The following is a 24,606-nucleotide window of genomic DNA, read 5'->3' on the forward strand; positions in this document are numbered from 1 at the left end:
CTGAACAGGAAGTAAAAGATTTGCTGGATGAGTTTCCGAATCTCCGGAATAGCACCACCGTAACGTATTTCAGAAATCGGGTCAATTCAATTTCTAATTTACCTTAGTACATTCAACCCCTGGCGCAAGCCGGAAATACACCCTAATAAGTTTTTTCATGGTGTTTGTTTGGGTTTGGACCGCTCCTTCATATTTGAAGGGCGGTTTTTTTTTTGTATTTTTTATAGCGTTGAAATTTTCCGTATTTTAGACACGTTTTGGAAGGGTTACAGCATTTTAGGTTAAAAATAGGATATTATGAATCAGGCAAAGCCGGTCCTACTGGTAGAAGACAATCTGGCAGATGAAAAACTGGCACTCCTGGCATTTCGAAAACTGGGCATTCCATACCAGATAGATGTAGCCAGAGATGGAGAAGAGGCATTGGAGTATTTATTTGGGCCAGAAAGGAAATCGGGAAACAAACCTTACCCGATCCTTATTATTATGGATTTACGATTACCCAAAGTAGATGGGTTGGAGGTTCTTGAAAGAATCAGGAAAAATCCCGATACCCAAATGATACCCGTGATCGTGTTTACCACCTCCAGTGATGCCGGAGATATTCGCAACAGCTACCTCTATGGCGCCAATAGTTTTATCAGTAAACCTGTCGATCTTGAAGAGTTTGATGAACTGATGGAAATGACGATGACCTACTGGCTGGAATACAATCAATACCCCCTGTAATACCTATAACCACATACATTTATGGAGGATTTAACTTATCATTACGCCATCGTTGAAAAAGCCATTCGCGATCTCGGAGTTGATCCAACTACCTGTCGGGGAGAAAGTCCGGGTTCCTGGAATATGGTCAAAGGCTCTGCGAGAATCATGCTGGATCTCTGGTATGTCGAACAGGAAAAACGCGCTTATTTTAGTGTCATTTCTCCGGTCATGAAGTTTCCCAAATCTGGTTCAGAATCACTTTCGAGAGAATTACTTTCGATCAACCACCTGCTGTATGGAGCAGCGTTTACCCTGTATAATGATGTAGTGTATATGCGTACCATCCGCGAGGTGGACGGCATGGACTCCAATGAAGCGGGTGCTATGCTGCTTCGGGTAGCCAACTACGCAGATCATTACGACGATATCCTTCAGCAAAAATTTCCCTATATGGAAAAAATGGGTTTTTGAGATTCGCTCAAATACCTGTTTTGCCGACAAACAACTGTGTTTTGCCAACGAATGCAATTTACCGCGTTTTTGTGCCGATCACCACGCTTGATCGACCGTTGGAGCCACGGAAACTGTATGCAGACAAAATCCGGTGGTTGGGCGAAAAACTCAGCAGCGAAGTTTCTGTATTTGTTACTTACCGACTCATTTAGTAAAGCACAGTTAATTAACTCTAGTACTACCCTCAGTTGGTTATCCCCGGATAATTTACTGAGGGTATTACTTTTTATAACGAAATTATACAGTAATTGGGGAAAAGGGATTTTTGGAATGGAATATCAGCCACAAATGACACGAATTTCCACCAATAGCAGGGCAAGTTCATTCAAACCTATGAGTGCCCTTCGTGAATCCTTCTTGCCCCTTATGGTTATCTTCAATTTTGCCAGAAAGAGTCAGCCACGAACCACACAAATGGATTGATTTCTTGCAAATCGCAATACCGCTGCCTAATTTCTGTTATGAAAACACCCCTCCTGATCGTTACGTTTCTGTGCTTGCACCTCGCGGTGGCCGCGCAGATACCACCGCCGCAGTTTAAGTGGGCGTGGAGTATGGGCGGCTGGCAGGACGACCTCGACCGGCAGGAGCTCGACAGTGGGTTTCTGGTGATTTTTGAAGGGCAGAAAGAAAAAAGCGGGCGGCAGGAGGAGATTTTACACCGGGGGAAGACGATTTTTGCCGTGTGGGTGTGAGGGGGAAAATTCGCATGCCTCCAATACGCAGCCACTTCCGCTTTTACAGAGGCAGGAGACTTCCCGGAGCGCAATTCCCTTTTTTAATAACCCCTGATAAAACGATTCTCTGACTTCAAATCCTCCTAATGTGCCCATAATATTGACTGCTACGATACGGGTGGGTTCATATTTGCTTGTGCTACCGGTCAGTTTGTCGTGAAAGGCATAATCCATTTCCAATCTGGTGCGGAAACTATCCCACTTTTCTTTTATCCCGGCCTTTGCCATTACAACGGGAGAATAGGGCATAAGCGAACTCACATCTGTATGCTGATCTACCCAATGGATCCCTGCATCTTCATTCATGAATGTTCCCAAACCTCCTGGAGCCAGTCGCGTGGTACTAGGCTCTCCGGGTTTTTCAAATTCACCCGTGCAACTCCCTATACAAGTGCCATGTAAGCATCCAAAGGTATTCTTCAGGTTGAACACATCACATCCGCCGCTACCTGAGCAGGTACAGGTGTATGTTATGGCATCGGTCTGAACGATTTCTCCTTCCTCATTTTCATAAACCCAAAATACATTTTCAGGAAGCTCAAACGTCACTGAACTTCCATCTTCGGAAGGAATAACCCTGGTATCATCCGGAATACGAATATTTCCCACGTAGGTGTCTTTGGTTAGTTCCGGAAAGGCAAATAGTGCCGATTCATGCTCTGAAGAAGCTTCCAAAGAGTAAGGCTCCTGCCTCAAATCAGACGTGCAGCCTGCAAGTGCTATTAACCCTAATGATAGCACCGCGAATTGAATTTTCTGGTTCATAGAATAAAATGATTAATGAATAGTTGCGATATGGAATAAAGTAACTCATTTTTTTTTTGCGTGCAAGTATTTTTTATTCTTTATTCGTTTTTATGATAAAAAGATAAATAATATCTGGATTGATTTCTTGCAAATCGCAATACCGTTGCCTAATTTCTGTTATGAAAACACCCCTCCTGATCCTTACTTTTCTGTGCCTGCACCTCGCAGGGATCGCGCAGATACTGCCGCCGCAGTTTGAGTGGGCGCGAAGTATGGGCGGCTGGCAGGACGACAACCTCGCCGACCTCGTCGTGGCCGAAGACGGAAGTGTGTATGTCACCGGCTCTTTTACGGATTTTATCTGCTTCGACACCCTCTGTTTTCCCGCTGCCAGCCCCGATACTTCCGATATTTTTCTGGCTAAGTACGACTCGGTGGGGGTGTTGCAGTGGGCAAAAGTATTGGGCGGAGGCGGAGTGGATCAAGGCAAAACCCTCGCACTCGATAGCCAGGGAAATGTGTTTCTGGGGGCGGGGTTTTCGGGGAAAATAGATTTGGGGGGAGGTTCTGTAATTGCAAATAATCAAACACCTAATGATTTTTCGCCCAGAGACTTTATCATAATTAAAATTTCCTATTCCGGAGATTTCTTGTCATTTTTACATCCACTTGGAAAAAATGTAATAGCTTTAATTGAAGAAATAACTATTTCTGAAGAAGGGCGACTTTACATCGCAGGAAAATCTTCTTCTGACAGTCTGATTTTTAGTAAAACTTTTTTTTTGCCACAAACTAATACAGATCGGTTTTTTATAGCAGGATTTGAAGGTGACTTTAGTCCGATATTCGTCTCAGAAATTACATTACCCAATAGCTCCTTCAGTGAAATTCGGGAGTTACAGTCAGGGAATAACGGCGATATTTATCTTTCCGGAAGGTTTAGTGATTCAATGATTATCGGGGGGCATACTTTTTTGCAATCGAGATCCCTGGGACGGTTTCTGGCCAAGTTTGAAGGGAATGGAAAATTTCGTTGGGCAAAAATAATTCCAGAAGAACTTTACGGTGTGAGTATTGATGAACGAGGACACACTTATGTGACAGGATATTTATCAAATACAGAATCATTCGATTCGGAGCTGATTTTAGAAAAAGGAAATTTTATTTTATCATTTAATGAAGAGGGTAAAATTGTTTGGGGGAAAAATGTTTTTCAGGAAGGGTTTGGTTACACCCACACTTTTTATAACAGAGGGCAAGTGTATCTGGCTACAGCCTTCCGTGATAAAATAATAATTAATTCCAAAATATTCTTTTCACAAGGGCAAACGGATATATTAATTGCACGTTATGACACTTTGGGTACTTGCATTTGGGTGAAGGCAACAGGAAGCAGTTCAATTGATAGAATTTCCAGTATTAACGGCAATAAAAATGGAGATGTAGTAATTGGCGGATGGTTCAATTATAGCTCAACCTCTTTTGATTCGCTTATTGTTCAGAATCTTGCACCTGGGCGAAATGAATTATTTATCGCCCAACTCCACCGCGACAGTCTCCCACCACTTCCTCAACCTCCCGCAGAGTGGACGGTATATCCCAATCCTTTTGAGGGTCATGTCTTCCTTTGGGGTGATTTTGTGCTGGGGCCGCTAGATATAAGCTTATTTGACTTGTCCGGTCGGGAAATCTGGAAGACGCAGATGTTGATTGAGGATACTATTTTTCCTATCCGTCTATCCGTGCCAGTGCTGCCGGATGGGTTTTATTTGCTGCGGCTTGGGCAGGGGGGACAGGAAATCGTGAAGAAGATGGTGAGGACTTAGCAGACCGAAGCCCGGATTTTTTATACTATTTCCGAAATAAACTTGCCACTCTCCAATATTCTGCCTAATTTCTGTTATGAAAACACCCCTCCTGAGCGTTACTTTTCTGTGCCTGCACCTCGCGGTGGTCGCGCAGATACCGCCGCCACAGTTTGAGTGGGCGCGGAGTATGGGCGGCTGGCAGGATGACGACCTCGCCGACCTCGCCGTGGCCGAAGACGGAAGTGTGTATGTCACCGGCTCTTTTACGGATTTTATCTGCTTCGACACCCTCTGTTTTCCCGCTGCCAGCCCCGATACTTCCGATATTTTTCTGGCTAAGTACGACTCGGTGGGGGTGTTGCAGTGGGCAAAGGTATTGGGCGGAGGCGGAGTGGATCAAGGCAAAGCCCTCGCACTCGACAGCCAGGGAAATGTGTTTCTCGGGGCGGGGTTTTCGGGGAAAATAGATGTAGGGGGAGTCTTCTTGCAAGCGAATAATCCCAAAAAATCTTTTTATAACCCCTTAGACTTTTTTATTGCAAAAATTTCTCCTCAAGGTAGTATTCTAGCTATTTTTCATCCTAACGGACAAGCCATTTCCTGGTTATACCAAATTTCTACAGATAGAAGAGATAATTTATACATAGCCGGGATCACAAACTCGGACAGTCTTATTTTTAGTGACGAATTATTCCTCAAAACGAATGGCCCGGGTCAGTTTTTTATTGCCCGATTAGATTCTGTATTTCATCCTCAATACCTTACTGAGTGCGTGTTTCCGGGTTCGGGAGCAAGGGCAATAAAGGAAATAGAACCCAATCGGCAGGGCGAACTTTTTCTCACCGGTTATTTTGGGGATACCATGATTGTTCAGGGCAACATGCTTTCCCTCGGACTTTCCTCCCATCACTTTTTACTGAAACTGGATGCCAACGGGGAGTATCAATGGTCGGAACTGTTTAACGGAACAGATATTTGGGATATGACCCTTGATGAAAGAGGGAATATCTATTTCACAGGAAGCATGAGAGATAGTGTTTTATTCGATACACTTATCGTAAATCTGGGGCGAGCCAAATATCTGGCCAAATATTCTTCAGAAGGACGAGTCCAATGGGTGAAAAAACCGGTTAATGGCTTCTTTAATAACCCTTCCCTCTTCTACAACCGGGGGCAGTTATACCTGGCAGGATCATTCTCCCACACCATCACCATCGGGGATAGTACTTTCACCTCCCCCCGTGAAGAGCAATTGCTGATTGCCCGGTATGATACAACAGGAAATCTGGTTTGGGTTCGGGCGATAAAAAACATTTCCGATCATCGGCTTATTCAGATTCAAGGAAATACAAAAGGCGACGTTACCCTTGCCGGTGGGTACAATTACAATGGACTTTTTTTTGACTCTACACTCGTACTCAATGTCTTCCCTGCTTATATGGATGTCTTTGTTGCCCAACTCCACCGCGACAGCCTGTCTCCACTACCCCAGCCTCCCGCAGAGTGGACAGTATATCCCAATCCTTTTGAGGATCATGTCTTCCTCTGGGGAGACTTCATACAAGGGGCGTTGGAACTCTCATTGTACGATCTCTCCGGCAGAGAAGTCTGGAAAACGCAGATGCTGGTGGAGGATACTATTTTTCCTCTACGAGTATCCGTGCCAGTTTTGCCGGGTGGGTTTTATTTGCTACGACTTGGGCAGGGGGGACGGGAAATCGTGAAGAAGATGGTGAGGGTCTAATCCTTTTGCGATTGAATTTTATCAGATTTTTAACTAAATTCGTCTTAAAGAAAAGAGCGAAATGAACTGGCAGGATTATATAGAGTCAAACCCTAAAATAATGTTTGGGAAACCGGTAATCAAAGGTACGCGCATTCCGGTAGAATTAATCCTTGAAAAATTGTCTTTGGGCGAATCTATTCCCCAATTATTAAAAGCCTATCCCCATATCTCGGAAAAGGCAATTTTTGCCTGTTTTGCGTTCGCTGCCGAATCTGTCCGTAATGAAATTATCCTGCCCCTCGCTTCCTAATTCCTCCTCATGAAATTTTTGGCGGATGAAAACACCGATGGGATTATGGTAGCCTTACTTAGGCAAAAAGGATTTACGGTATTAGACATTAAAGAACTATCTCCAGGCATTGATGATATTGAAGTCTTGAAAATGGCGAATCAAGAGAATGCCATCCTGATTACAGAGGATAAAGATTTTGGAGAATTAGTCTATCGGCTAAAAATGGTAAATCATGGGGTAATGCTTATTCGGTTGAGCGGATGGGAAAGCAGCCAGAAAGGCAAATATGTGGCAGAAGTCATAGACCGGCACAAAGAACAGTTTTGGGACTCATTTTCAGTCATCAGTACTGATAAAATCCGAATCCGTAAAATGATGAAGTGATTTAATTTCATCTACTCTGATTTTTTAGACCCTTCCCCCAAAAACTTGCCAATCTCCAATATTCTGCCTAATTTCTGTTATGAAAACACCCCTCCTGATCGTTGCTTTCTTATGCCTGCGCCTCGCGGTGGTCGCACAAATACCGCCGCCCCAGTTTGAGTGGGCGCGGAGTATGGGCGGCTGGCAGGATGACGACCTCGCCGACCTCGCCGTGGCCGAAGACGGAAGTGTGTATGTCACCGGCTCTTTTAAGGATTTTATCTGCTTCGATACCCTCTGTTTTCCCGCCGCCAGCCCCGATACTTCCGATATTTTTCTGGCGAAGTATGACTCCGTGGGGGTGTTGCAGTGGGCTAAAGCCTGGGGTGGAAGAGGAATAGACGAGGGAAAAGCGCTGGCGCTGGACAAAGACCAAAATCTGTATATAACCGGGATATTTGCCGACACCTTTGCGGTAGATCATCATCTTCTTCAATCCCGGGATGCCGGAAGATCGAGGCAATTTTACACAGATATTTTTATCCTTAAGCTAAATCCACAGGGGGAGATATTAGCTATTAGTCTAGTGGGTGGCCGATCCTTGGACCGGGTCGAAACACTTCATCTGGATTCTTCCGGTGATATCCATATTGCTGGTTGGTTTTATTCGGATTCCCTATTTCTTGTGAATAGTTTTTCATTAATGGGCAAAAATGATAGTTATAAACTTTTTTGGGTTAAGTATGATTCTGATCTGAAAATTGTTCGTGCAAAAAAAATGGAAGTTTCACAAAACTTTAGTCCTCATATACATAATATAAGTTCTGATAATTATGGGATTTATTTATATGGCTTTTTTGGAGATTCTCTTGTAATCGAAAACAATGTATTAACATCTTCAAAATCCTCTCATAACTTTTTGATGAGATGGAATAAAGAAGGCACCTATCAATGGTCTGAACTTTTTACAAAAGCCCAAATCTATGATATGGCAGTGGATGAAGCGGAAAATGTGTATTTGTTTGGGGAAATGGGAGATAGTGCCATTTTTGATACCCTTACTTTCATGGAAGGTCGAGCAATATATCTGGCAAAATATTCCTCAGAAGGACGAGTACAATGGGTGAAAAAACCAGTAAATGGCTTATTAAATAATCAGTCTATCTGCTACAACCGGGGGCAGCTATATCTGACAGGATCATTCTCCCACACCATCACCATCGGGGATAGCACGTTCACTTCTCCACGTGTTGAACAATTGCTGATTGCCCGGTATGATACAACAGGAAATTTGGTTTGGGTTCGTAGAGTAGCCAGCACATCATATTTTTCACCTTTGAGAGTTAGAGGTAATACAAAAGGCGACGTTACCCTTGCCGGTGGGTACAATTACAACGGGCTTTTTTTTGACTCTACACTTGTAATCAATGTCTTCCCTGCTTATATGGATGTTTTTGTCGCCCAACTCCACCGCGACAGCCTCCCTCTGCTTCCCAAGCCTCCCGCAGAGTGGGCGGTATATCCTAATCCTTTTGAAGATCATCTCTTCCTCTGGGGAGATTTCTTACAAGGGGTGCTGGAACTCTCATTGTACGATCTTTCTGGCAGAGAAATCTGGAAAACGCAGATGCTTATGGAGGATACTATTTTTCCCCTCCACGTCCCTATACCTGTACTTTCCGCAGGGTTTTACCTGTTACAGATTGGGCAAGGGAGGAGATCTGTAGTAAAAAAAATGATTAAGAGATAAAACAATTATTAGATGAACCATAGGATACACATTTACCTTGCTTGTATTCTGATTTTTATCCTCCTCTTACCACATTATTTACAATCTCAGGATTACGGATGTTTTTCCGGAGATACGATTCCGACCATTCCCACTAATGGGTTGAAAAATTCCTATTTTGGAGCAAGTCATACGCCTAAGGGGAACTTGAATATTTTGGTCATCTTTATTAGATATAATTCAGGGAATAAACCTCAACCGGGATCGGGATGGGGCACATGGCCTGACAACGATTCCCTTCCAGAAATGGTTAGAAGCAAATATGGAATCCCCGGTATGAATGACCTCTTCAACGAAGACCCCAATACCCTCATGGCAGCGGGGCAGGTGAAAAATCTGAGCCAGTTTTATTACCTGATGTCGGATGGGAAGTTTAAGCTGACAGCCAAAGTCTATCCGCAGCAGGTGCCCGTGGACTATGTGGCTGCGGGGGATACGGTATATGATACTTTATACCATCCCATTACCGGACTCCCTTATGATACTTTAATGCTGACCAACGATACAGACGGGAAAGCACGGGCAGCATACATGAATGCCCGCGCTATCGAATGGATTGCTACGCACGATCCCACTTTTGACTGGGGGGCTTTTGACCAGCGAGCCAACGGCCCTGACTTTGCTTACGATAATAGCACATCTCCGACTCCGGATAGTGTGATTGACTATATCGTTTTTATGCACCGGGAAGGCGGGAGCGTAACAGGGCTGAGCGGAGCCGTTTTTAATACCCCAGTTTTAAAAATACCGGGGACAAATTATAAGATCGTCTCAAATTACGGCCATTTTGGTAGCCGATGTACACCCAGTGTCGAAAATAACTACGATTATTTTACCCATGAGTTTGCCCATAGTCTTTATTCCTGTCCGCATTACATGGGAGCCAATGCCTATGTGGTAGGAAACAAACTCAATCAATACTACGGCTGGGGCATGATGTCCCGGCTCTGGCCAGTGTTTTTTACTGCCAATGCGTGGGAACGTTGGTATCTCGGCTGGTCAAAACCTGACTCAGTATATACCAACCGGCAGGTGCTTTTGTATGATTTTTCTGCTACAGATACAAATTTAACCCGTGCCATTCAAATACCGATTCCCAACTCCGGCGGACAGATGTTGTGGATAGAAAATCATCAGAAGACGGGCGTTTGGGATTATAAACCCTTTTACAATACCTCGCCACAACCTGATGTTGCACCTGGTATCTACATGTACACCACCTACTCGGGAATGAATAATCATACAACACCGGGCGGATTACATGATGCAAACTGGGCCAATGGAATGATGGTATATCACGCCGGGGGAAATTACGATATGTACCCAACCAATGATCCCTGCGCTACGGTGTTTGGTGCTACCGGTTGTTTTCCTTTGTTTGATACTGATAGCATGCTGGCTCGACCCAATCCCTTTTCCGGGAGTCATTTTTTGCAGAGCATTACAGGCGACTGGGACGGAGACGATAGTATTCGTATCAGCGTAGTAACAAATTCGGGGGGAATTGAATTAAACGAAAGAGAAGTAGTATGGCGGGAAAAAAATAGTGGGATCGCTACTGCTACTTATGCCCATACCGGTGATACCCGTATGGCTTTTGACGTGGGCGATAAAATCGGGCTATCAGGGATTGTACCGGTAAAAAATTTTCCTAAATATTCAACTTCCACCCAAAAAAATGAACCCTTTCAACTCAATGGGATTCAGGTGGAGGTTGTATCTTACAACTCAACTACCGGGGCTTACCTGCTGGATATAAAATTTGATAAGTATGAGATCAACGAAGATAAACGCTGGTGTGGGGAGTTTATTCTTCCCAGTCTCAGTGGAGATACCCTCCTTGTTGCTAAAGGAAAAAATTTATTGCTGGATCTCAGTGGCACTCCGGATCGCCTCTATATAAATCCTGTTACTCAGACACTGGTAAATCCTTCCTCCCTCAGTCTGCAACCAGGGGCCTTGATGAAACTGGATTCAGGAGCAACAATGACTGTGCAGAATCATAGCTCATTCACCCTCGAAGGATCAAACGCCAAGCTTTTTCTTGGAAAAAATGCTACCCTGCATATCCGGGATCACAGCCTGATGGAACTAAAAACCAATTCAGTTGTTATTCTGGAGGAAGGTGCAAAAATCATTGTGGATTCGACTGCGAGTCTGATTATGCGAAAACCTTCTTATCTCGATGTGAAAAATCACGGAGAGGTAATTATCAAAACCGGAGGGTCATTCCGGTTTGAAGGGAATTCCGATCTTCGGTTACTGGGAGATAACTCGTGTCTGAATATTCAGGGGAACTGGACATTAGCAGAATCTGCCATATTTAATATGGTGTATGGGCTGAATTTTAAAGGATTTATTCGTTTGGGAATGAATCAGGCAACCGGGTTAATGGCTGGAAATGTTTTTCTGGAAGATACTTTATGTGTAATCAATTTGCAGGGAAATGGAAACAGTGACCTTATTCTGCAAATTGATGAAGGAACTGAGTTTTTCCCGGAACTGGGTGTGTTTAATTTCGGTATGCGAAAGGGGAAAATTGAGATGGGGGAAAATGCAAGAATTGTTATTCCACCCTTACCTGCTAATAAAACACTATATCTCACTGATCTCAATATAGTTTCCAAAACCCCTCCGGACAAACACAAGGGAATCTTTATTCTAGGCCCGCGACAACATGTTATTGAAAACGTCAACGTTTCCGATGGGAATCCGGGTATTACCAGTTGGCAGGCGTTGATATCCGGAGGAGAAAGGCTGAAGATTCGCAATTCCGTTTTTACAGATAATACGCTGGCTATTTACACCATTCGCGGAAATGCTATTTTAGAAGATGTGACAATGGATGAAAACGATACGGGTTGGAAAGCGGATGTAACTCATTTACCCGGCGAAATTCTGAATGGATATTTTCAGGATGGTTCCGCAATAGGTATCCGACATTTTGGTGTGGGAGATCTTATGGTTGACAGTTCCTTCGTTTCTGGAAATGAGCAAGGCATTTATATGAACGGAAACAGTACCCTGCGATTGAGGTGTGGCTCCGTGGGGCATAATACTGAAAATGGCTTTCACCTTCTCAATGATGCAAATTTGGATCTTTCCGGTGGTGCGACAGGGACAGATTATACCTGGGTAAATGCGGCTAACAATGAATACACCATAAGATTGAACCGGGCGGGTATTGTGCGGGTAGCGAGAGGATATAACAATTTTGCCCCTACACCAGGCACAACTACCAAACGAACCCTCAACGGAAGTCAACGACTTAGTATTACCTCTGTTTACTCTGAAAAAAACCGATGGAATAACGCAAGTACCAATGGCACTACTCCCGTCTATGGGTCTGATTATCAGGTAACCAACATCAATAATGATCCTATTCTCTATATTGATCCGGATCCCGAAAAGTTATATTGCGGAACAATCCCCTGCCCCACATGCGAATCTTACACGGATGATCCGCTTTATAATTGCGAAGATTGCGAAGAAATCAATCTCACCGTAGAGCCTGCTTTTGGGCCTGATGGTTATTCTGTAACCGTAAGCCTCGACGAGGCTATCAGAGATGCCATGCAGGAAATGCGCGTTTACAATGGTGAAGGGAGTGATCTGGAAGCAGCCTGGCGGTTTCTTCAGATTTTAAACTTTGAATATGAGGAAATCAATGTGGAAGAACAATATTTACTCGATTTAGCTTATCAGAATTTAAAACGGGCGTTTGCATCTGCTTGTGCTAATAACGAAGTATTAATGGCAGCCGGTACTCAGGTAGTTTTCGATGACCTAAGCGCAGAAATAGAGGATTATATGAGTAGTTTCCTGCAAGGCGATCCCACACCTGAGGATCAAATGCGGTACCAAAAGGACAGAGGCACATTTTATTTTACCCTGGGCTACCGAACACAGGCACTAAGTGATTTTAATGATCTACTGGAAATTGCCACAGGTGATGATTTGGCTCATATCGAAGAGTGGGAATGTAAACTGAGTGCAGAAAAAGCCCTTTATGATGAGACGGTTTCAATAGCTGAGTTTCTGAATCAAATGCAACAATGCGAAAATGGAGGCACACAGTCGCGAAAGGCTAATCCTGCTTTAGCTCAAACAGAGGCCCCTAAATTGCAGCCTGAGCCAGAAATTGCCCTTTATCCTAACCCGGTAACAGATCAGATCCGTATAGACTTTTCTTTGCCAGAGGCAGGAATTGCGCAAATAGAAATTCGCGATCTTCAGGGGCGAAAAGTCGCCGATATTTTGCACCCAAAGCTAATATCCGAAGGGAATTATTCCCTAACCTACAACGTTCGTCATCTGAGTTCAGGTGTTTACGTTGTACACTATTTCACAGCAAAACATTCTAAAGTGATAAAAATGGTGGTTTACAGGTAGGATATTATCTTTCCCCTACTCCGCCAAAAACGCATTCACTTCTCTGAAAAACATTTCAGGCTGCTCGATAAACGCCCAATGTCCGCACTGCGGTACGGCAACCATCCGGGCATCGGGAAGGTGGGTGGCGACTTTTGCCAAAGCTTCCGCCGGCGTGGCGTCGTATCCGCCGTGTAAAATCAAGACCGGACACCAAACTGCCCGAAGTGAGTCGTGCAGGTCATAACTGGTAAGGTCAGGGTACAATCCTGTGAGCAATTGCTGCCTGTCAAGGGCATCGCCGGGTATATATAGGTGCAGGCTGTCGAGCAGCTCCCTCCGGTAAAAACTCGGAGCAAAACTGAATCGGTACAATTGCACCATAGCAGCAGAGTCGCCCCGCTGGAAGGCTTCACTTCGCATGATCTTCTCCTGATGGATTTTGTCCCGGTCGGTGATTCGGCCATTCATGGTCTCAAATGCCTGTTGGGTAAACTCACGGCTTGCCCCGATACTATTGACCAATATCAGGCTTTTCAGCCGGTCTGGATAGGTTTTGGCGTACCACATACCCAGCAACCCGCCCCAGGAATGGCCCATCAGGTTCATTTTTTCAATACCAAAATGTTTCCGCACTGCGTCGATATCTTCGACAAACTGCGCCATGGTCATATTGGCAGAATCCACATCCGCCGATGATCTTCCACAAGCCCGCTGGTCAAAAAATATCAGCTTGTGTGTGTTTGCAAGTGGTTTCATGTGTGGCAAAAAGTAGCCGTGTTCCATCCCCGGCCCGCCGTGAAGAATGACAATGGGGTCGCCTTCGCCCATTGTTTCGTAAAACAGGCGCGTGCCGTTGACTTCGAGATAGCCGGTTTCGCTTACAATTTCCTTATCAAAAAAATTGCACCCGGAAAAGAGAAGGGCAACGATTGCCACAAACACGGGAATTATTTTTCTACTCAATATCATTTTTCTATCAGCTATTTAGATACAGAGACTCATTAATATACCAAAATCAAAAGCCAGAAAATAAAGGCCAGAATCAGGCCGACAATCATCTGACGGTCGCGCCGCATAATCGCCGGTGTATCCGCCGCTTTTTTCAGTCCCGTTACCCGGTTGCCTGCCACCACCACTCTGAGCATAATGGCCGCAATCAGCGCGTATACCAGCAGATAGATTTTATCCATCAATACCATATACCCTACATCGGGAAGTGCCGAACTATACGACTGCTGTAAAAATACTGCCGAAAGCAATCCCCCGATAGGCAGGGAAATGCGCGCATCAATGCTCGATGGATGAATGAGCAAAGCGCCCAGGCTGGCGATGATCACAATCAGAACCGGAAGAAGAAGTTTGAGTAAAAAATAATTAATCGGGCGCCGAAGACTAAGCTGAAGCACAAAATCGCTGAAGGCCGTACTTTTCTTGCTCATATCGCCAAAGTTGACGGGATAACTGTGTGGCTGGCTTTCGACCGTAAGTCCCAGAAGATCCCAACCCGGCATTTGAAAATCTTCCCTCACATGTGTCGAATTGCTATCAGCCACATATACCAGTGAGTCCATCGAATAATCCACATTTTCGATCTGCATGTCGAGGATATGCCGGTCAAGCGGAAAACGCTCCAGGTCAAAAGCGTGATAAAACCGCCCTTCGTAGCGCATCCCGTTGTAGTAATACCCATCGTCCAGCAGTTTGGGTTCTTCGTAAAATGGCGCGATTGTCGCCCCCCATTTGTCCACAGCGTTTACAAACTCAATATTCATCGGATCCAGTTCGCCTTTCCATTTAAACCATATATAACAATCTGCATAAAAAGAATGGCGGTTGATATCCAGATCAAACACATTGATCAGGTAGGCGCCGGTGAGTACCTCTTGTGGGCCGGATTCTGGTTCAGAAGTTTGCGCAAACAGCAGCTGGCCCATAAGTAGAAAGCCCGCGGAAAAGGCCAGGATTATCCGCATAAAGGAAATTTGCCGACGTTGATTCATTGTAGTGTTGATCTATCGGGTGAAATATTACAGATAAAATTTCATACTCCCACCTTCAGAGATAATAAACTATATTTGTTTTAACCGATAACAAAACTTTTCCCTATGCGAAACGCCTTTTTTAGCTTCCTGGCCCTCTTACTGGTGTTTTTCCGGCCTGTCTCCGGCTATTCTCATCCCTGGGAGACCATCCCTTTTAAGATGGTGGGGCAACATGCCTTTATTCAAATGGTGGCAGAAGAAAAAGATACCCTCAACCTGATTTTTGACACGGGTGCCTCCACATTTGTCCTCAATGAAATATTGCTAAAAAAGCTGAATCTGTCTTTTGATCAAATGGTTTCCTCAACCGGGATCGGAGGCCAGCGGGAGGTAAAAATCGGAGAAATCAAATACCTGCGATCAGGGAAAGTTTCACTCCACCAGATACCAGCGATTGCTGCATCATTATCGCATTTGGAGGTCAAAATCGGGCACAAAATTGATGGCATTATTGGTTACAATTTCCTCCGCAGTCATATCGTGCGGATGAATTACGACAAGATGTTGCTCGAAATTTTTGATCAGGATGAATTTTGTCCGGAAGACTATGGAAGAAGCCACTCCATAGATCTCAGCACCGGCATTCCGGTTTTGTCTGCTTCGGTGAGTCTGAACGATGGTTCGGTAGTTTCGGGCAAATTTTTAATTGACTCAGGTGCAGGTTCCGGCCTGATTCTAAACACTCCACTGGTAACGGAAAAGCGGTTGACGGAAATTGCGCGTAATGCAGGTTTCCAGGACGAATCGACGGGACTCAACAACCAGCCAGCCCCATATTTTGAGACCGTCATGCCTGGACTTACATTTGGCGGGTACCTTTTACAGCGAATCCCCACGAGGCTGAGTCAAGGTACGACAGGGGTAACCGCCATGCCAGAATACGCAGGGATTATTGGCAACCAGATATTGCAGCGGTTTTCGCTGGTTTTTGATTACCAGAAAGAAAAAATTTACATACAGCCCAATTCACGGCTGGCCCATCCATTTCCCAATGACGCTTCCGGACTAAAAATCCAGCTCAACGAGAGCTATACCCGGATTGTGGTAAACAAGGTGATCGAAAATTCGCCAGCTGCCCATGCAGGGCTGAAAAAGGGTGACATTCTCCTCGCCATCAACGATCAGCGGCTGAAGCCCGAAGATCTGCCGATGTTAAAGGAAACGTTTTCCCAACCCGGCAAAAAAATCGTCCTGACAGTCTTTAGGGAAGGAAAAGCATTTCCGGTAAGGATTTTACTGGCAGATTGGTTTATGTAAAAGAAAGCAATTGTTTATATTGGCTTGCCTAAAACGCATTTAACAAAATTACTACTATGCAAAACGTATCACACAAGATTATCAGACCGACTATCATATTTTTCCTGATTGTCACCTTCGGTCAGGGACTGTTTGGACAGGGCAAAAACCGTGAGGAAATGGACCCTTCTGTAACAGAAGTCTGGACACCGGTTCCGCCCAAAGTAACTCCCGGGAAAAACATGGCACCGCCATCAGACGCGATTGTATTGTTTGACGGAAAAGACCTTTCCAACTGGGTAGGCGCAGACGGTGGTGCGGCCAAATGGGAAGTCAAAGACGGCGCAGCGACAGTTGTAAAAGGAACCGGTACAATTACTTCCAAACAAAGCTTTGGCGATATGCAGCTCCATATCGAATGGCGTGCCCCATCCCAAGTCGTCGGCGACGGTCAGGGAAGAGGCAACAGTGGGATTTTCCTGATGAGCAAATATGAGGTGCAGGTACTCGATTGCTATGACAACGTAACTTATTCCAATGGACAGACCGCCTCTATTTACAAACAACATGTGCCTTTAGCCAATGCTTGTCTTCCTCCCGGAGAATGGCAGACCTATGATATAATCTTTGATGCCCCTGTATTTGACGATAAGGGAAATGTACGCCGCCCCGCTTATGTAACCGTCATCCACAATGGGGTACTGGCACTAAACCACGCCGAAATCCGTGGCTCTACCCAATACAAAGGTATGGCATCCTATGAAGCACATGCCGCAAAAATGCCGATTGTACTTCAGGACCACGGCAACCCTGTCAGTTTCCGCAATATCTGGGTAAGAGAGTTGTAAAAAATGATTCCATCAAAGAATCGTTATCACTAAAAAAACAAACATGAAGAACTACGTTTTTAATGCAATTGCTGCGTTGATGCTGGGGCTGCTTTTCACCCCGGGACTGGTATATAGTCAAAAATATCTGATTGGCGAAGGTACAGTGTGTGCAGTTACGGGAACCTCCACCCTGCACGACTGGAAAGCTTCGGTAGGAAAAGTTTCGGGCTATCTTTCACTGGACAAAGCATTTACCAAAAAAGCCACGCCGGCTAAAGGGGCAGAGATTTTGGCAGGAAACATCACATTCGAAGTCAAAAGTATGGACGGAGGAAGAGGCTCCGTCATGAATGACAAAATCTACAATGCTTTTGATGCGGAGAAAAACCCCAATATCATCTTTACCCTTTCCAAAGCTGTAGTTACAGAGGTAAAACCGGATGGCACATTCAGCCTCAATGCTTCCGGGAGCCTGGTCATGGCAGGGCAAACGCAGAGTATGTCTTTGCAACTTACAGGCAAAAAAGAAGCCGACGGGAAGTATCATTTTACCGGAGAAAAAACCCTCGACATGACGAGCTTTGGAATGGAACCACCTTCTGCCATGTTTGGCCAGATAGAAACCGGCAAAGACGTAACCATCAATTTTAATCTGTTTTTTGGGGTATGACAATCAAATCAATGACGAAAACCACGATAAAAAATATCATTATTCCGGCGATTGCAGGCACGCTTGCTATTTTCCAGCCTGCCGTTCTTTCCGCACAGGATGCAGAACCTACGATTCACGGTGCTTATACCCAAAAAGTGCCGGGAACGCCCGTTGCGTTCGATATGGTGCTGATTCCCGGAGGCACTTATAACATAGGGACACCGGAATCAGAAGCCGGCAGGGATCCTGACGAAGGGCCACAAAAGCCTGTGAAAATCGATTCTTTCTGGATGGGAAAATTTGAGGTTTCTTTTGACCTCTATGAACTTTTCCGCGACAGAGAAAAAGACAATGACTCGACTGGTGGACCTGCAGGCAGTTATTCGCCGGATGTCATCACCCGCCCCAGTCCCCCCTATGAAGATCCTACTTTCGGTATGGGAAAATACGGCTTCCCGGCGGTGAGCATGACGCAGTATGCAGCCCTGAGATTTTGTAAATTTTTGTATCAGAAGACCGGCGTATTTTATCGTCTGCCGACCGAAGCGGAATGGGAATACGCCTGCCGGGCAGGTACAAATACGGCTTTTTCTTTTGGCGACGACAGTACACAGCTGGGAGAATATGCCTGGTACTACGAAAACAGCGATGCAGCCTACCACAAACTCGGGCTCAAAAAACCCAATCCCTGGGGCCTGTACGATATGCACGGCAATGTTTCTGAATGGACGCTGGACCAGTACAAAGCAGATTTTTATGCAGGGATGAATGATACCGAAAACGCTTCGCCATGGGCTGTTCCCGTAAAACTTCACCCGCGCACAGTCAAAGGTGGAAACTGGGACAACGACGCGCATGACCTTCGCAGCGGCGCACGTACCGAATCGAGCATGAACTGGAAACGCCGCGACCCGCAGTTGCCCAAAAGCTTCTGGTGGAATACAGATTCTCCTTTCGTCGGCTTCCGGCTCGTTCGCCCCGCAAAGCAGATGACGCCTGAAGAAGTCGCCAAGTTTTGGAAAACCACATTGGATGAATAAAAGCTGAAATTTAACACTAACTATTATGTCTACTGAAAAAACGAAAAAGTCTGCCCAGTTCAACCGGCGGGAGTTTGTCAAAAGCTCCGCGATGGTGATGGGAGGCCTAATGGCAAGCCAGTTGCCGATCATTTCTGCCAAAGCGTATGCAGGTGGAAGTGATGTTATTAAAATCGGCCTGATTGGCTGTGGTGGTCGTGGTACGGGTGCTGCTGCGCAGGCCCTGAGCACACATCAGAGTGTAAAACTTGTAGCCATGGGCGATGCATTCAGAGATCGTCTGGATCAGAGCTACAAAAATCTCACCGCCCAGGATTACCCTGATTATACAGGAAAAGGTACGGCCAGCATGAAAGACCGGGTGGATGTACCCGAATCCAACAAGTTTGTAGGTTTTGACGCTTACAAAGAAGTGATTAAACTTTGTGATGTCGTACTGATCGCCACCCCTCCCGGATTCCGTCCAATTCACTTTGAAGCGGCTGTAGCTGCAGGCAAACAAATCTTTATGGAAAAACCCGTAGCTACCGATGCTCCGGGCGTACGTCGGGTACTGGCTGCTGCTGAAGAAGCCAAAAAGAAAAAACTCAACGTGGTAGTCGGACTTCAGCGCCACTATCAGGATGTTTACCGCCAGTGGGTAGGTCATCTCCATGGAGGAGCTATTGGCGACATACATACTGCACATGTGTACTGGAACAGCGACGGCGTATGGGTAAGACCCCGCGAAGCCAAACAAACTGAAATGGAATACCAGATGCGCAACTGGTACTACTTCAACTGGCTGTGCGGAGACCACATCACAGAACAGCATATCCATAACCTCGACGTAGGAAACTGGGTATTTGATAGCTATCCTGTACGGGCTCATGGAATGGGTGGAAGACAAGTGCGTAACGGCAAAGAATACGGAGAGATTTTTGACCACTTTGCCATCGAGTACGAATTTGCCAACGGCCAGCGCATGTTCAGCCAGTGTCGCCATATCAAAGGCTGTATGAACCGTGTTTCCGAAGCATTCCAGGGTTCCCATGGATTTGCCCCCAAACCCGGCGTGATCAATACTGCCAAAGGCCATACCATCTGGGAATATAAATCCAGAGAACAGGCAGATCCTTATCAGGTAGAGCACGACGAACTTTTTGCCGCCGTAGCTGCCGGAGAATATAAATTTGCCGATGCAGAAAACGGAGCAAAAAGCACGATGACGGCAATTCTGGGTCGTATGGCTGCTTATTCCGGTAAAGTGATTGAATGGGATGATGCCATTAATTCTCAGCAAAGCATTATGCCAAAAACCTTTGCCTGGGATGCCCAACCCCCGGTTTTACCAGATAAAAATGGTTTTTACCCCATTCCAATACCAGGGGTAACGCAAGTATTATAACCGCAGGATGAAACGTTTCTTCCTGTCAAACTCAACGATGCACCGGGTAATCTGCTTTTGCGGATTACTCGGTGTTTGTTGTGTAAATGCATGTCTGTTTTCCCAACCCCTTCAGCGGTATAGTTTCGATCATCCGCAGATGGGAACTACTTTCCGGATTGTGCTATTCACGGCGAATGATTCATTGGCCAGCATAACTGCACAGCAAGCATTTGACAGGATAGACGCGCTCAACCAAAGCATGAGCGACTATCTGCCTGACAGCGAAATCAACCAGCTTGCACTAAAGGCTGGTACAAACCAATATCTGCCCGTAAGCCCCGATCTCTGGAATGTACTGGTCCGGGCGAAACAAATTTCCCGGTACAGCAAAGGTGCTTTTGATGTAACCATTGGCCCGCTGACCAGACTATGGCGCCGGGCCATGCGACAGCAGGAAATGCCACAAGAAATGCAGATTTTGAAGGCAAAAGCATTGGTAGGAAATAAAAACCTCCGGCTCAGAAAAAAAGAACATTCTGTGATGTTAGCCATTGCGGATATGAAACTTGACCTGGGTGCAATCGCCAAAGGTTACGCCACCGAAAAGGCATGGGAAATGCTGCAAGATGCGGGCATACCTGTATCGCTGGTAGATGGCGGCGGAGACATCCGCCTGGGCGACCCTCCACCCGGAGAATCAGGCTGGAAGGTGGAAATTTCCGATGGAGCAGAAAACACGGAGGTGAAAAACCAGACGCTTTTTCTCGCCAATTGTGGCGTAGCTACTTCAGGAGATACCTATCGTTATGTCGAATCCGGAGGGAAACGATATTCCCACATCATAGATCCGCGCACGGGATACGGGATCAGCAACCGGCGACTTGTTACAGTCATCGCACCCAATGGCACAGATGCCGATGCGCTCGCTTCCGCTGTCAGCATACTCGGTCCGGAAGCAGGATTAAAGATTGCCCGTAAGCTGTACAAAAAACAAGCGATAACCATCTATTTTAAAGAAATCCACTAACTCCTAAAACTACAACATCCGATGAAACGAAGAGACTTTGTCAAAAAAAGCGTAGCTGCCGCAACTGTTGCAGCAGCAGCGACCACAGGTGTTTCCGCCCATGTGGGAAACAGCACAGCGAAAAAATTCAATATGAAATATGCCCCGCATATCGGCATGTTTAAAAACTCAGCCGGAGAAGATCCGGTAGATCAGCTCAATTTTATGGCCGACGAAGGGTTTACGGCCTTCGAAGACAATGGAATGAAAAGCCGAGATGTCGCTGTTCAGGAAAAAATGGCGAAAACTATGGCCAAAAGAGGCCTTGAAATGGGTGTATTTGTAGCCCACAAAATCTACTGGACAGAAGCCAGCCTCACTTCCGGGAAAGCAGAGTTTCGCGACGAATTTCTCAAAGACATTCGCGAATCTGTAGAAGTTGCCAAACGTGTCAACGCCAAATGGATGACGGTAGTGCCCGGATATGTCGATCTCCGTAAAGATATGGGGTACCAGACTGTAAATGTCATCGAAACGCTGAAAAAAGCCAGCGATATCCTCGAACCCCATGGATTGGTCATGGTGCTGGAAGCACTAAACTTTTACAACCACCCGGGTTTATTTCTCACCAAAATCTCTCAGGGATTTGAAATCTGCCGTGCGGTGAGCAGTCCTTCATGTAAACTCCTGTTTGACATGTATCATCAACAAATTCAGGAAGGAAACATCATCCCCAATATTGAAGCTGCGTGGGACGAAATAGGCTATTTTCAGATCGGCGACAACCCCGGCCGAAACGAGCCAACCACTGGCGAGATGAACTATCTCAACCTGTTTAAACATATCCACAGCAAAGGGTACACGGGTATCCTCGGCATGGAGCATGGCAACTCCGAAAAAGGAAAAGAAGGAGAACGCCGGCTGATTGACGCCTATCGGCAGGTAGACGGGTTTATGTGATCAACCGTGGGCCAGACAAGCTTTACGCCTTTATAGCCATCCGCTGTCATGCGAAGCGAGAAGGCGAGCGTTTTGATAGGCCCAGTCAAGTGGAATGACGGTATTGGCCCGATAGATTTCGTGCTCTTTACCGATGACAAGTGCCATATCGGCGCGAGCGGGTATATCCAGACACAGCGGTAAGAGGAGCTGAATTTTGCCTTCATAGTACTGCGGTACGGCGGTTTTGTAGTTGCGGCGCACACGCTTCTCGGCCAGTATGATCGCATTGCGTACACGGGCAATCAGCTCCGCTTTTCCCCAACTTCGAAATACTTCAGGAAATCGCTCCTCCCGATCGTCCACAATATGTTCGTAGTCAGGAACCAGTCGTCTTCGCGGATCAAATATCAGGTCAGAAGGATCAGAAACATACTGGGCGATATGAGGTCTTTCGCTGAAATAGCTCATCAGGCGACAGCTTTCCCTGTCAAATTTTTTCAGCGTCCATTTCGGAAACTGGATATAACTTCCGGGATAAGATTTTCTTTTACTTGGGACAAAATAGGCAAAAATTTCTTCCTGCTTTTCGGTAACAAGGCCGGTATTAATTGCAGCGAGCGGATTGCCATCAGGCGTATGAGAGTAGAGAATTTTATTTTCTTCCTGAATCCGCTTAAACGTCTGGCGCAGATAGTTTTGCAAGACAGGAAAACCCCCGGTCGGATGATAGGGATAGTCCCAGTTTTCGGGCTGGGCAAGTGCGACGAGGTGGTCGAGATGTTGGTAAAAATTGCCAAGATGGGCAAACTTTTCCAGCGGAAAACGGGTGTCACTGATCACCACTTCTTTGGCCTGAAGCCCCTTTTCAGATTCAAACGGGCTGAATTCTACCTCAAAGTCCGTTTCAATCCGTTTAAAACCGTTTCCCTGCACATCTGTATGGTGAAGGAAATACTGCTTTCCGGTGTGCGAATCAGTAATGTGACCATATCCCTTGCTAAAATTTGTGATCACCCCCTTGAGTCGCCCGGTAAGATGTGAAACCTTGCTTGCTTTAGGGCCCTTTTCTGTTTGTTGTATAATCAGGCTGACCAGCTCATTTTCTACCAGGATTTTTGCCTCCCCCTGAACATCACTAAAATGCACAAATACCCCGTCCGGACGATCCTGGGTTTTGATACGTCCGAAGCCACGCTCTACATTGAAAAAACTTACGATACCTATTTCCATTCCGGGGGTAAATTTTTCCGAAGATAGAAGTATCAGGTATTGCCGGCAACCATCCGGCGTTGAACGGGCAGATGTTGTTCGTGTATGGTCGGTCTAAATTAAAAAATATCCATTGGGTGAAAGATTTTAGTGTGAATTTGATGTGAAAGGCATCACAATTATGGTATGTTTAAGCAGGAAATGTAAATACGATTAACAAAATTAGACTCCTGTGAACGTGGACCAACAATCCGAATCCGGAAAACTATACCCTTTTCTTGGCTATCAGAAAAATTCGCTTCTCCGCAAAGTCCGCACTTTAGCTGACCCTGCTACAGGATCAGAACAAGCTATCATAAAGCCTCCTTTTTTATACCAGAAGCCCTTTGATATTTGCAAAAAAACAGATGAGGGCTTAACCCTCTTTTGGGACGACCACAATGGTTTTGCAAGGGAGTATCGGAAGCAGATAGAAGAGCACATTCGCTCTTACGGGCTGAAAATCAGGCTAATGACCAATAACGACACTCCGGGTGTTCTGGAGTTTCTCTCCCGAAGATATCCGCCACATATTGCCAGCGAAATCAGTCCGTTTGACCTGTACCGTTTCCGAAATTTTGGGCATGGAATTTTGTTGGAAGATAAAATGGGGAAAATACATGGGACGATTTTTGAAGAGTTGTATGGAACCAAAGAAAAGACCTCCTATACCATGCGACTGGCTGTTTCAGAGGAATACAAAGGGAAAAAGCTGGGGTTTCATGTGATGATTTTTTCCAGCCTCAACGCTATGGAGCAGGGAGCCAGAGTCAAACGCGGGTTGATTGAATTTTACAACCACCGAAGCCTTCACATTAACCTCAACAACGTAGGTTGGATTTGTGATGGTTTCGAACCACATATTTCCGGTTTAGGCGCATTTTTCCGGATCGCACTCCCGCTTGATCCAAGAGGATTGACCACCAATGTAGTGGACATAGATAAACTGCGAAATTTTATAGAGACTCGCATTCCCGAAAAAGATTACCAACTGATTGCCGTCGAAGATTACGAAACCATCTGCCAGATGTATGAAACCACTGATTTTAAGGTTGTAGCATTTCTCCAACCCGGAATTGTGACAAATGGCGCGAGTTTTTTTGCGATGCCATGCGAAAGGTTGCAAATGATCAATACTGACTCAGGCTGGTTGCGGTAAAGGCCTGTTTGCAGCTTTTCAT

Annotated in this window: 22 protein-coding genes; 18 read left to right on the forward strand and 4 right to left on the reverse strand. The window is 45.6% G+C overall.

What is annotated here, in order from left to right:
- The first annotated feature begins 297 nt into the window (after positions 1 to 297).
- The 4 genes from R3D00_20985 (at position 298) to R3D00_21000 (ending at position 1,919) form a co-directional block, all read left to right on the forward strand.
- Entirely contained in the window at positions 298 to 729 is a 432-nt protein-coding gene (locus R3D00_20985) for a response regulator (protein ID MEZ4775669.1), read from the forward strand.
- A 21-nt stretch (positions 730 to 750) separates the two neighbouring features.
- Positions 751 to 1,182, forward strand: coding sequence for a YbjN domain-containing protein (locus tag R3D00_20990; protein MEZ4775670.1), 432 nt, complete (start codon positions 751 to 753; stop codon positions 1,180 to 1,182).
- 41 nt (positions 1,183 to 1,223) lie between these two features.
- Positions 1,224 to 1,376: a hypothetical protein gene (locus R3D00_20995; GenBank protein ID MEZ4775671.1), complete on the forward strand. Its 153-nt coding sequence runs from the start codon at positions 1,224 to 1,226 to the stop codon at positions 1,374 to 1,376.
- A 309-nt stretch (positions 1,377 to 1,685) separates the two neighbouring features.
- Complete coding sequence (locus R3D00_21000) at positions 1,686 to 1,919, forward strand: hypothetical protein (protein MEZ4775672.1); 234 nt, start codon at positions 1,686 to 1,688, stop codon at positions 1,917 to 1,919.
- On the opposite strand, the gene R3D00_21005 is transcribed toward R3D00_21000, so the two are convergent.
- On the reverse strand, positions 1,881 to 2,726 hold the full coding sequence (locus tag R3D00_21005) for a hypothetical protein (protein MEZ4775673.1): 846 nt from the start codon (positions 2,724 to 2,726) through the stop codon (positions 1,881 to 1,883). The two genes, R3D00_21000 and R3D00_21005, sit on opposite strands and share 39 nt — an antisense overlap.
- Before the next feature lie 161 nt (positions 2,727 to 2,887).
- Here R3D00_21005 and R3D00_21010 point away from each other — a divergent pair, with 161 nt between their 5' ends.
- The 6 genes from R3D00_21010 (at position 2,888) to R3D00_21035 (ending at position 13,078) form a co-directional block, all read left to right on the forward strand.
- Complete coding sequence (locus tag R3D00_21010; protein MEZ4775674.1) at positions 2,888 to 4,534, forward strand: T9SS type A sorting domain-containing protein; 1,647 nt, start codon at positions 2,888 to 2,890, stop codon at positions 4,532 to 4,534.
- Positions 4,535 to 4,610: 76 nt separating this feature from the next.
- Positions 4,611 to 6,260, forward strand: coding sequence for a T9SS type A sorting domain-containing protein (locus R3D00_21015; GenBank protein ID MEZ4775675.1), 1,650 nt, complete (start codon positions 4,611 to 4,613; stop codon positions 6,258 to 6,260).
- Positions 6,261 to 6,321: 61 nt separating this feature from the next.
- Positions 6,322 to 6,552 (forward strand): DUF433 domain-containing protein, encoded by a 231-nt coding sequence (locus R3D00_21020; GenBank protein ID MEZ4775676.1) that lies wholly within the window; start codon positions 6,322 to 6,324, stop codon positions 6,550 to 6,552.
- 9 nt (positions 6,553 to 6,561) lie between these two features.
- On the forward strand, positions 6,562 to 6,918 hold the full coding sequence (locus R3D00_21025) for a DUF5615 family PIN-like protein (GenBank protein MEZ4775677.1): 357 nt from the start codon (positions 6,562 to 6,564) through the stop codon (positions 6,916 to 6,918).
- 79 nt (positions 6,919 to 6,997) lie between these two features.
- On the forward strand, positions 6,998 to 8,647 hold the full coding sequence (locus R3D00_21030; protein MEZ4775678.1) for a T9SS type A sorting domain-containing protein: 1,650 nt from the start codon (positions 6,998 to 7,000) through the stop codon (positions 8,645 to 8,647).
- A 315-nt stretch (positions 8,648 to 8,962) separates the two neighbouring features.
- Complete coding sequence (locus R3D00_21035) at positions 8,963 to 13,078, forward strand: T9SS type A sorting domain-containing protein (protein ID MEZ4775679.1); 4,116 nt, start codon at positions 8,963 to 8,965, stop codon at positions 13,076 to 13,078.
- Between the two features lie 15 nt (positions 13,079 to 13,093).
- Here R3D00_21035 and R3D00_21040 read toward each other — a convergent pair whose 3' ends face one another.
- Both R3D00_21040 and R3D00_21045 read right to left on the reverse strand, forming a co-directional pair.
- Positions 13,094 to 14,002: an alpha/beta fold hydrolase gene (locus tag R3D00_21040; GenBank protein MEZ4775680.1), complete on the reverse strand. Its 909-nt coding sequence runs from the start codon at positions 14,000 to 14,002 to the stop codon at positions 13,094 to 13,096.
- 59 nt (positions 14,003 to 14,061) lie between these two features.
- The gene (locus R3D00_21045; protein ID MEZ4775681.1) at positions 14,062 to 15,033 is read right to left on the reverse strand and encodes a hypothetical protein; all 972 of its coding nucleotides are present in this window, start codon (positions 15,031 to 15,033) and stop codon (positions 14,062 to 14,064) included.
- Positions 15,034 to 15,165: 132 nt separating this feature from the next.
- Between R3D00_21045 and R3D00_21050 the strand changes: the two genes are divergently transcribed.
- From R3D00_21050 to R3D00_21080, 7 genes are read left to right on the forward strand one after another with little or no spacing between them, the layout of a single operon-like run.
- Positions 15,166 to 16,359, forward strand: coding sequence for an aspartyl protease family protein (locus tag R3D00_21050; protein ID MEZ4775682.1), 1,194 nt, complete (start codon positions 15,166 to 15,168; stop codon positions 16,357 to 16,359).
- 56 nt (positions 16,360 to 16,415) lie between these two features.
- A complete protein-coding gene (locus tag R3D00_21055; GenBank protein MEZ4775683.1) occupies positions 16,416 to 17,186 on the forward strand; it encodes a DUF1080 domain-containing protein in 771 nt (256 codons plus the stop codon).
- 43 nt (positions 17,187 to 17,229) lie between these two features.
- The gene (locus R3D00_21060; protein MEZ4775684.1) at positions 17,230 to 17,838 is read left to right on the forward strand and encodes a YceI family protein; all 609 of its coding nucleotides are present in this window, start codon (positions 17,230 to 17,232) and stop codon (positions 17,836 to 17,838) included.
- Positions 17,835 to 18,860, forward strand: a complete 1,026-nt coding sequence (locus R3D00_21065; protein MEZ4775685.1) for a formylglycine-generating enzyme family protein — start codon at positions 17,835 to 17,837, stop codon at positions 18,858 to 18,860. The genes R3D00_21060 and R3D00_21065 overlap by 4 nt, the downstream gene beginning before the upstream one ends.
- A gap of 25 nt (positions 18,861 to 18,885) precedes the next feature.
- Entirely contained in the window at positions 18,886 to 20,247 is a 1,362-nt protein-coding gene (locus tag R3D00_21070; GenBank protein MEZ4775686.1) for a Gfo/Idh/MocA family oxidoreductase, read from the forward strand.
- Positions 20,248 to 20,254: 7 nt separating this feature from the next.
- Positions 20,255 to 21,256: an FAD:protein FMN transferase gene (locus tag R3D00_21075; protein MEZ4775687.1), complete on the forward strand. Its 1,002-nt coding sequence runs from the start codon at positions 20,255 to 20,257 to the stop codon at positions 21,254 to 21,256.
- Positions 21,257 to 21,277: 21 nt separating this feature from the next.
- Complete coding sequence (locus R3D00_21080) at positions 21,278 to 22,195, forward strand: TIM barrel protein (protein MEZ4775688.1); 918 nt, start codon at positions 21,278 to 21,280, stop codon at positions 22,193 to 22,195.
- Between the two features lie 30 nt (positions 22,196 to 22,225).
- Here the strand turns inward: R3D00_21080 and R3D00_21085 are convergent, their stop codons facing one another.
- The gene (locus R3D00_21085) at positions 22,226 to 23,407 is read right to left on the reverse strand and encodes a DUF3825 domain-containing protein (GenBank protein ID MEZ4775689.1); all 1,182 of its coding nucleotides are present in this window, start codon (positions 23,405 to 23,407) and stop codon (positions 22,226 to 22,228) included.
- A gap of 211 nt (positions 23,408 to 23,618) precedes the next feature.
- Between R3D00_21085 and R3D00_21090 the strand changes: the two genes are divergently transcribed.
- The gene (locus tag R3D00_21090) at positions 23,619 to 24,584 is read left to right on the forward strand and encodes a hypothetical protein (GenBank protein MEZ4775690.1); all 966 of its coding nucleotides are present in this window, start codon (positions 23,619 to 23,621) and stop codon (positions 24,582 to 24,584) included.
- Positions 24,585 to 24,606: the final 22 nt, after the last annotated feature.

The organism is Bacteroidia bacterium (genome assembly GCA_041391665.1).
Classification (GTDB): domain Bacteria; phylum Bacteroidota; class Bacteroidia; order J057; family J057; genus JAGQVA01.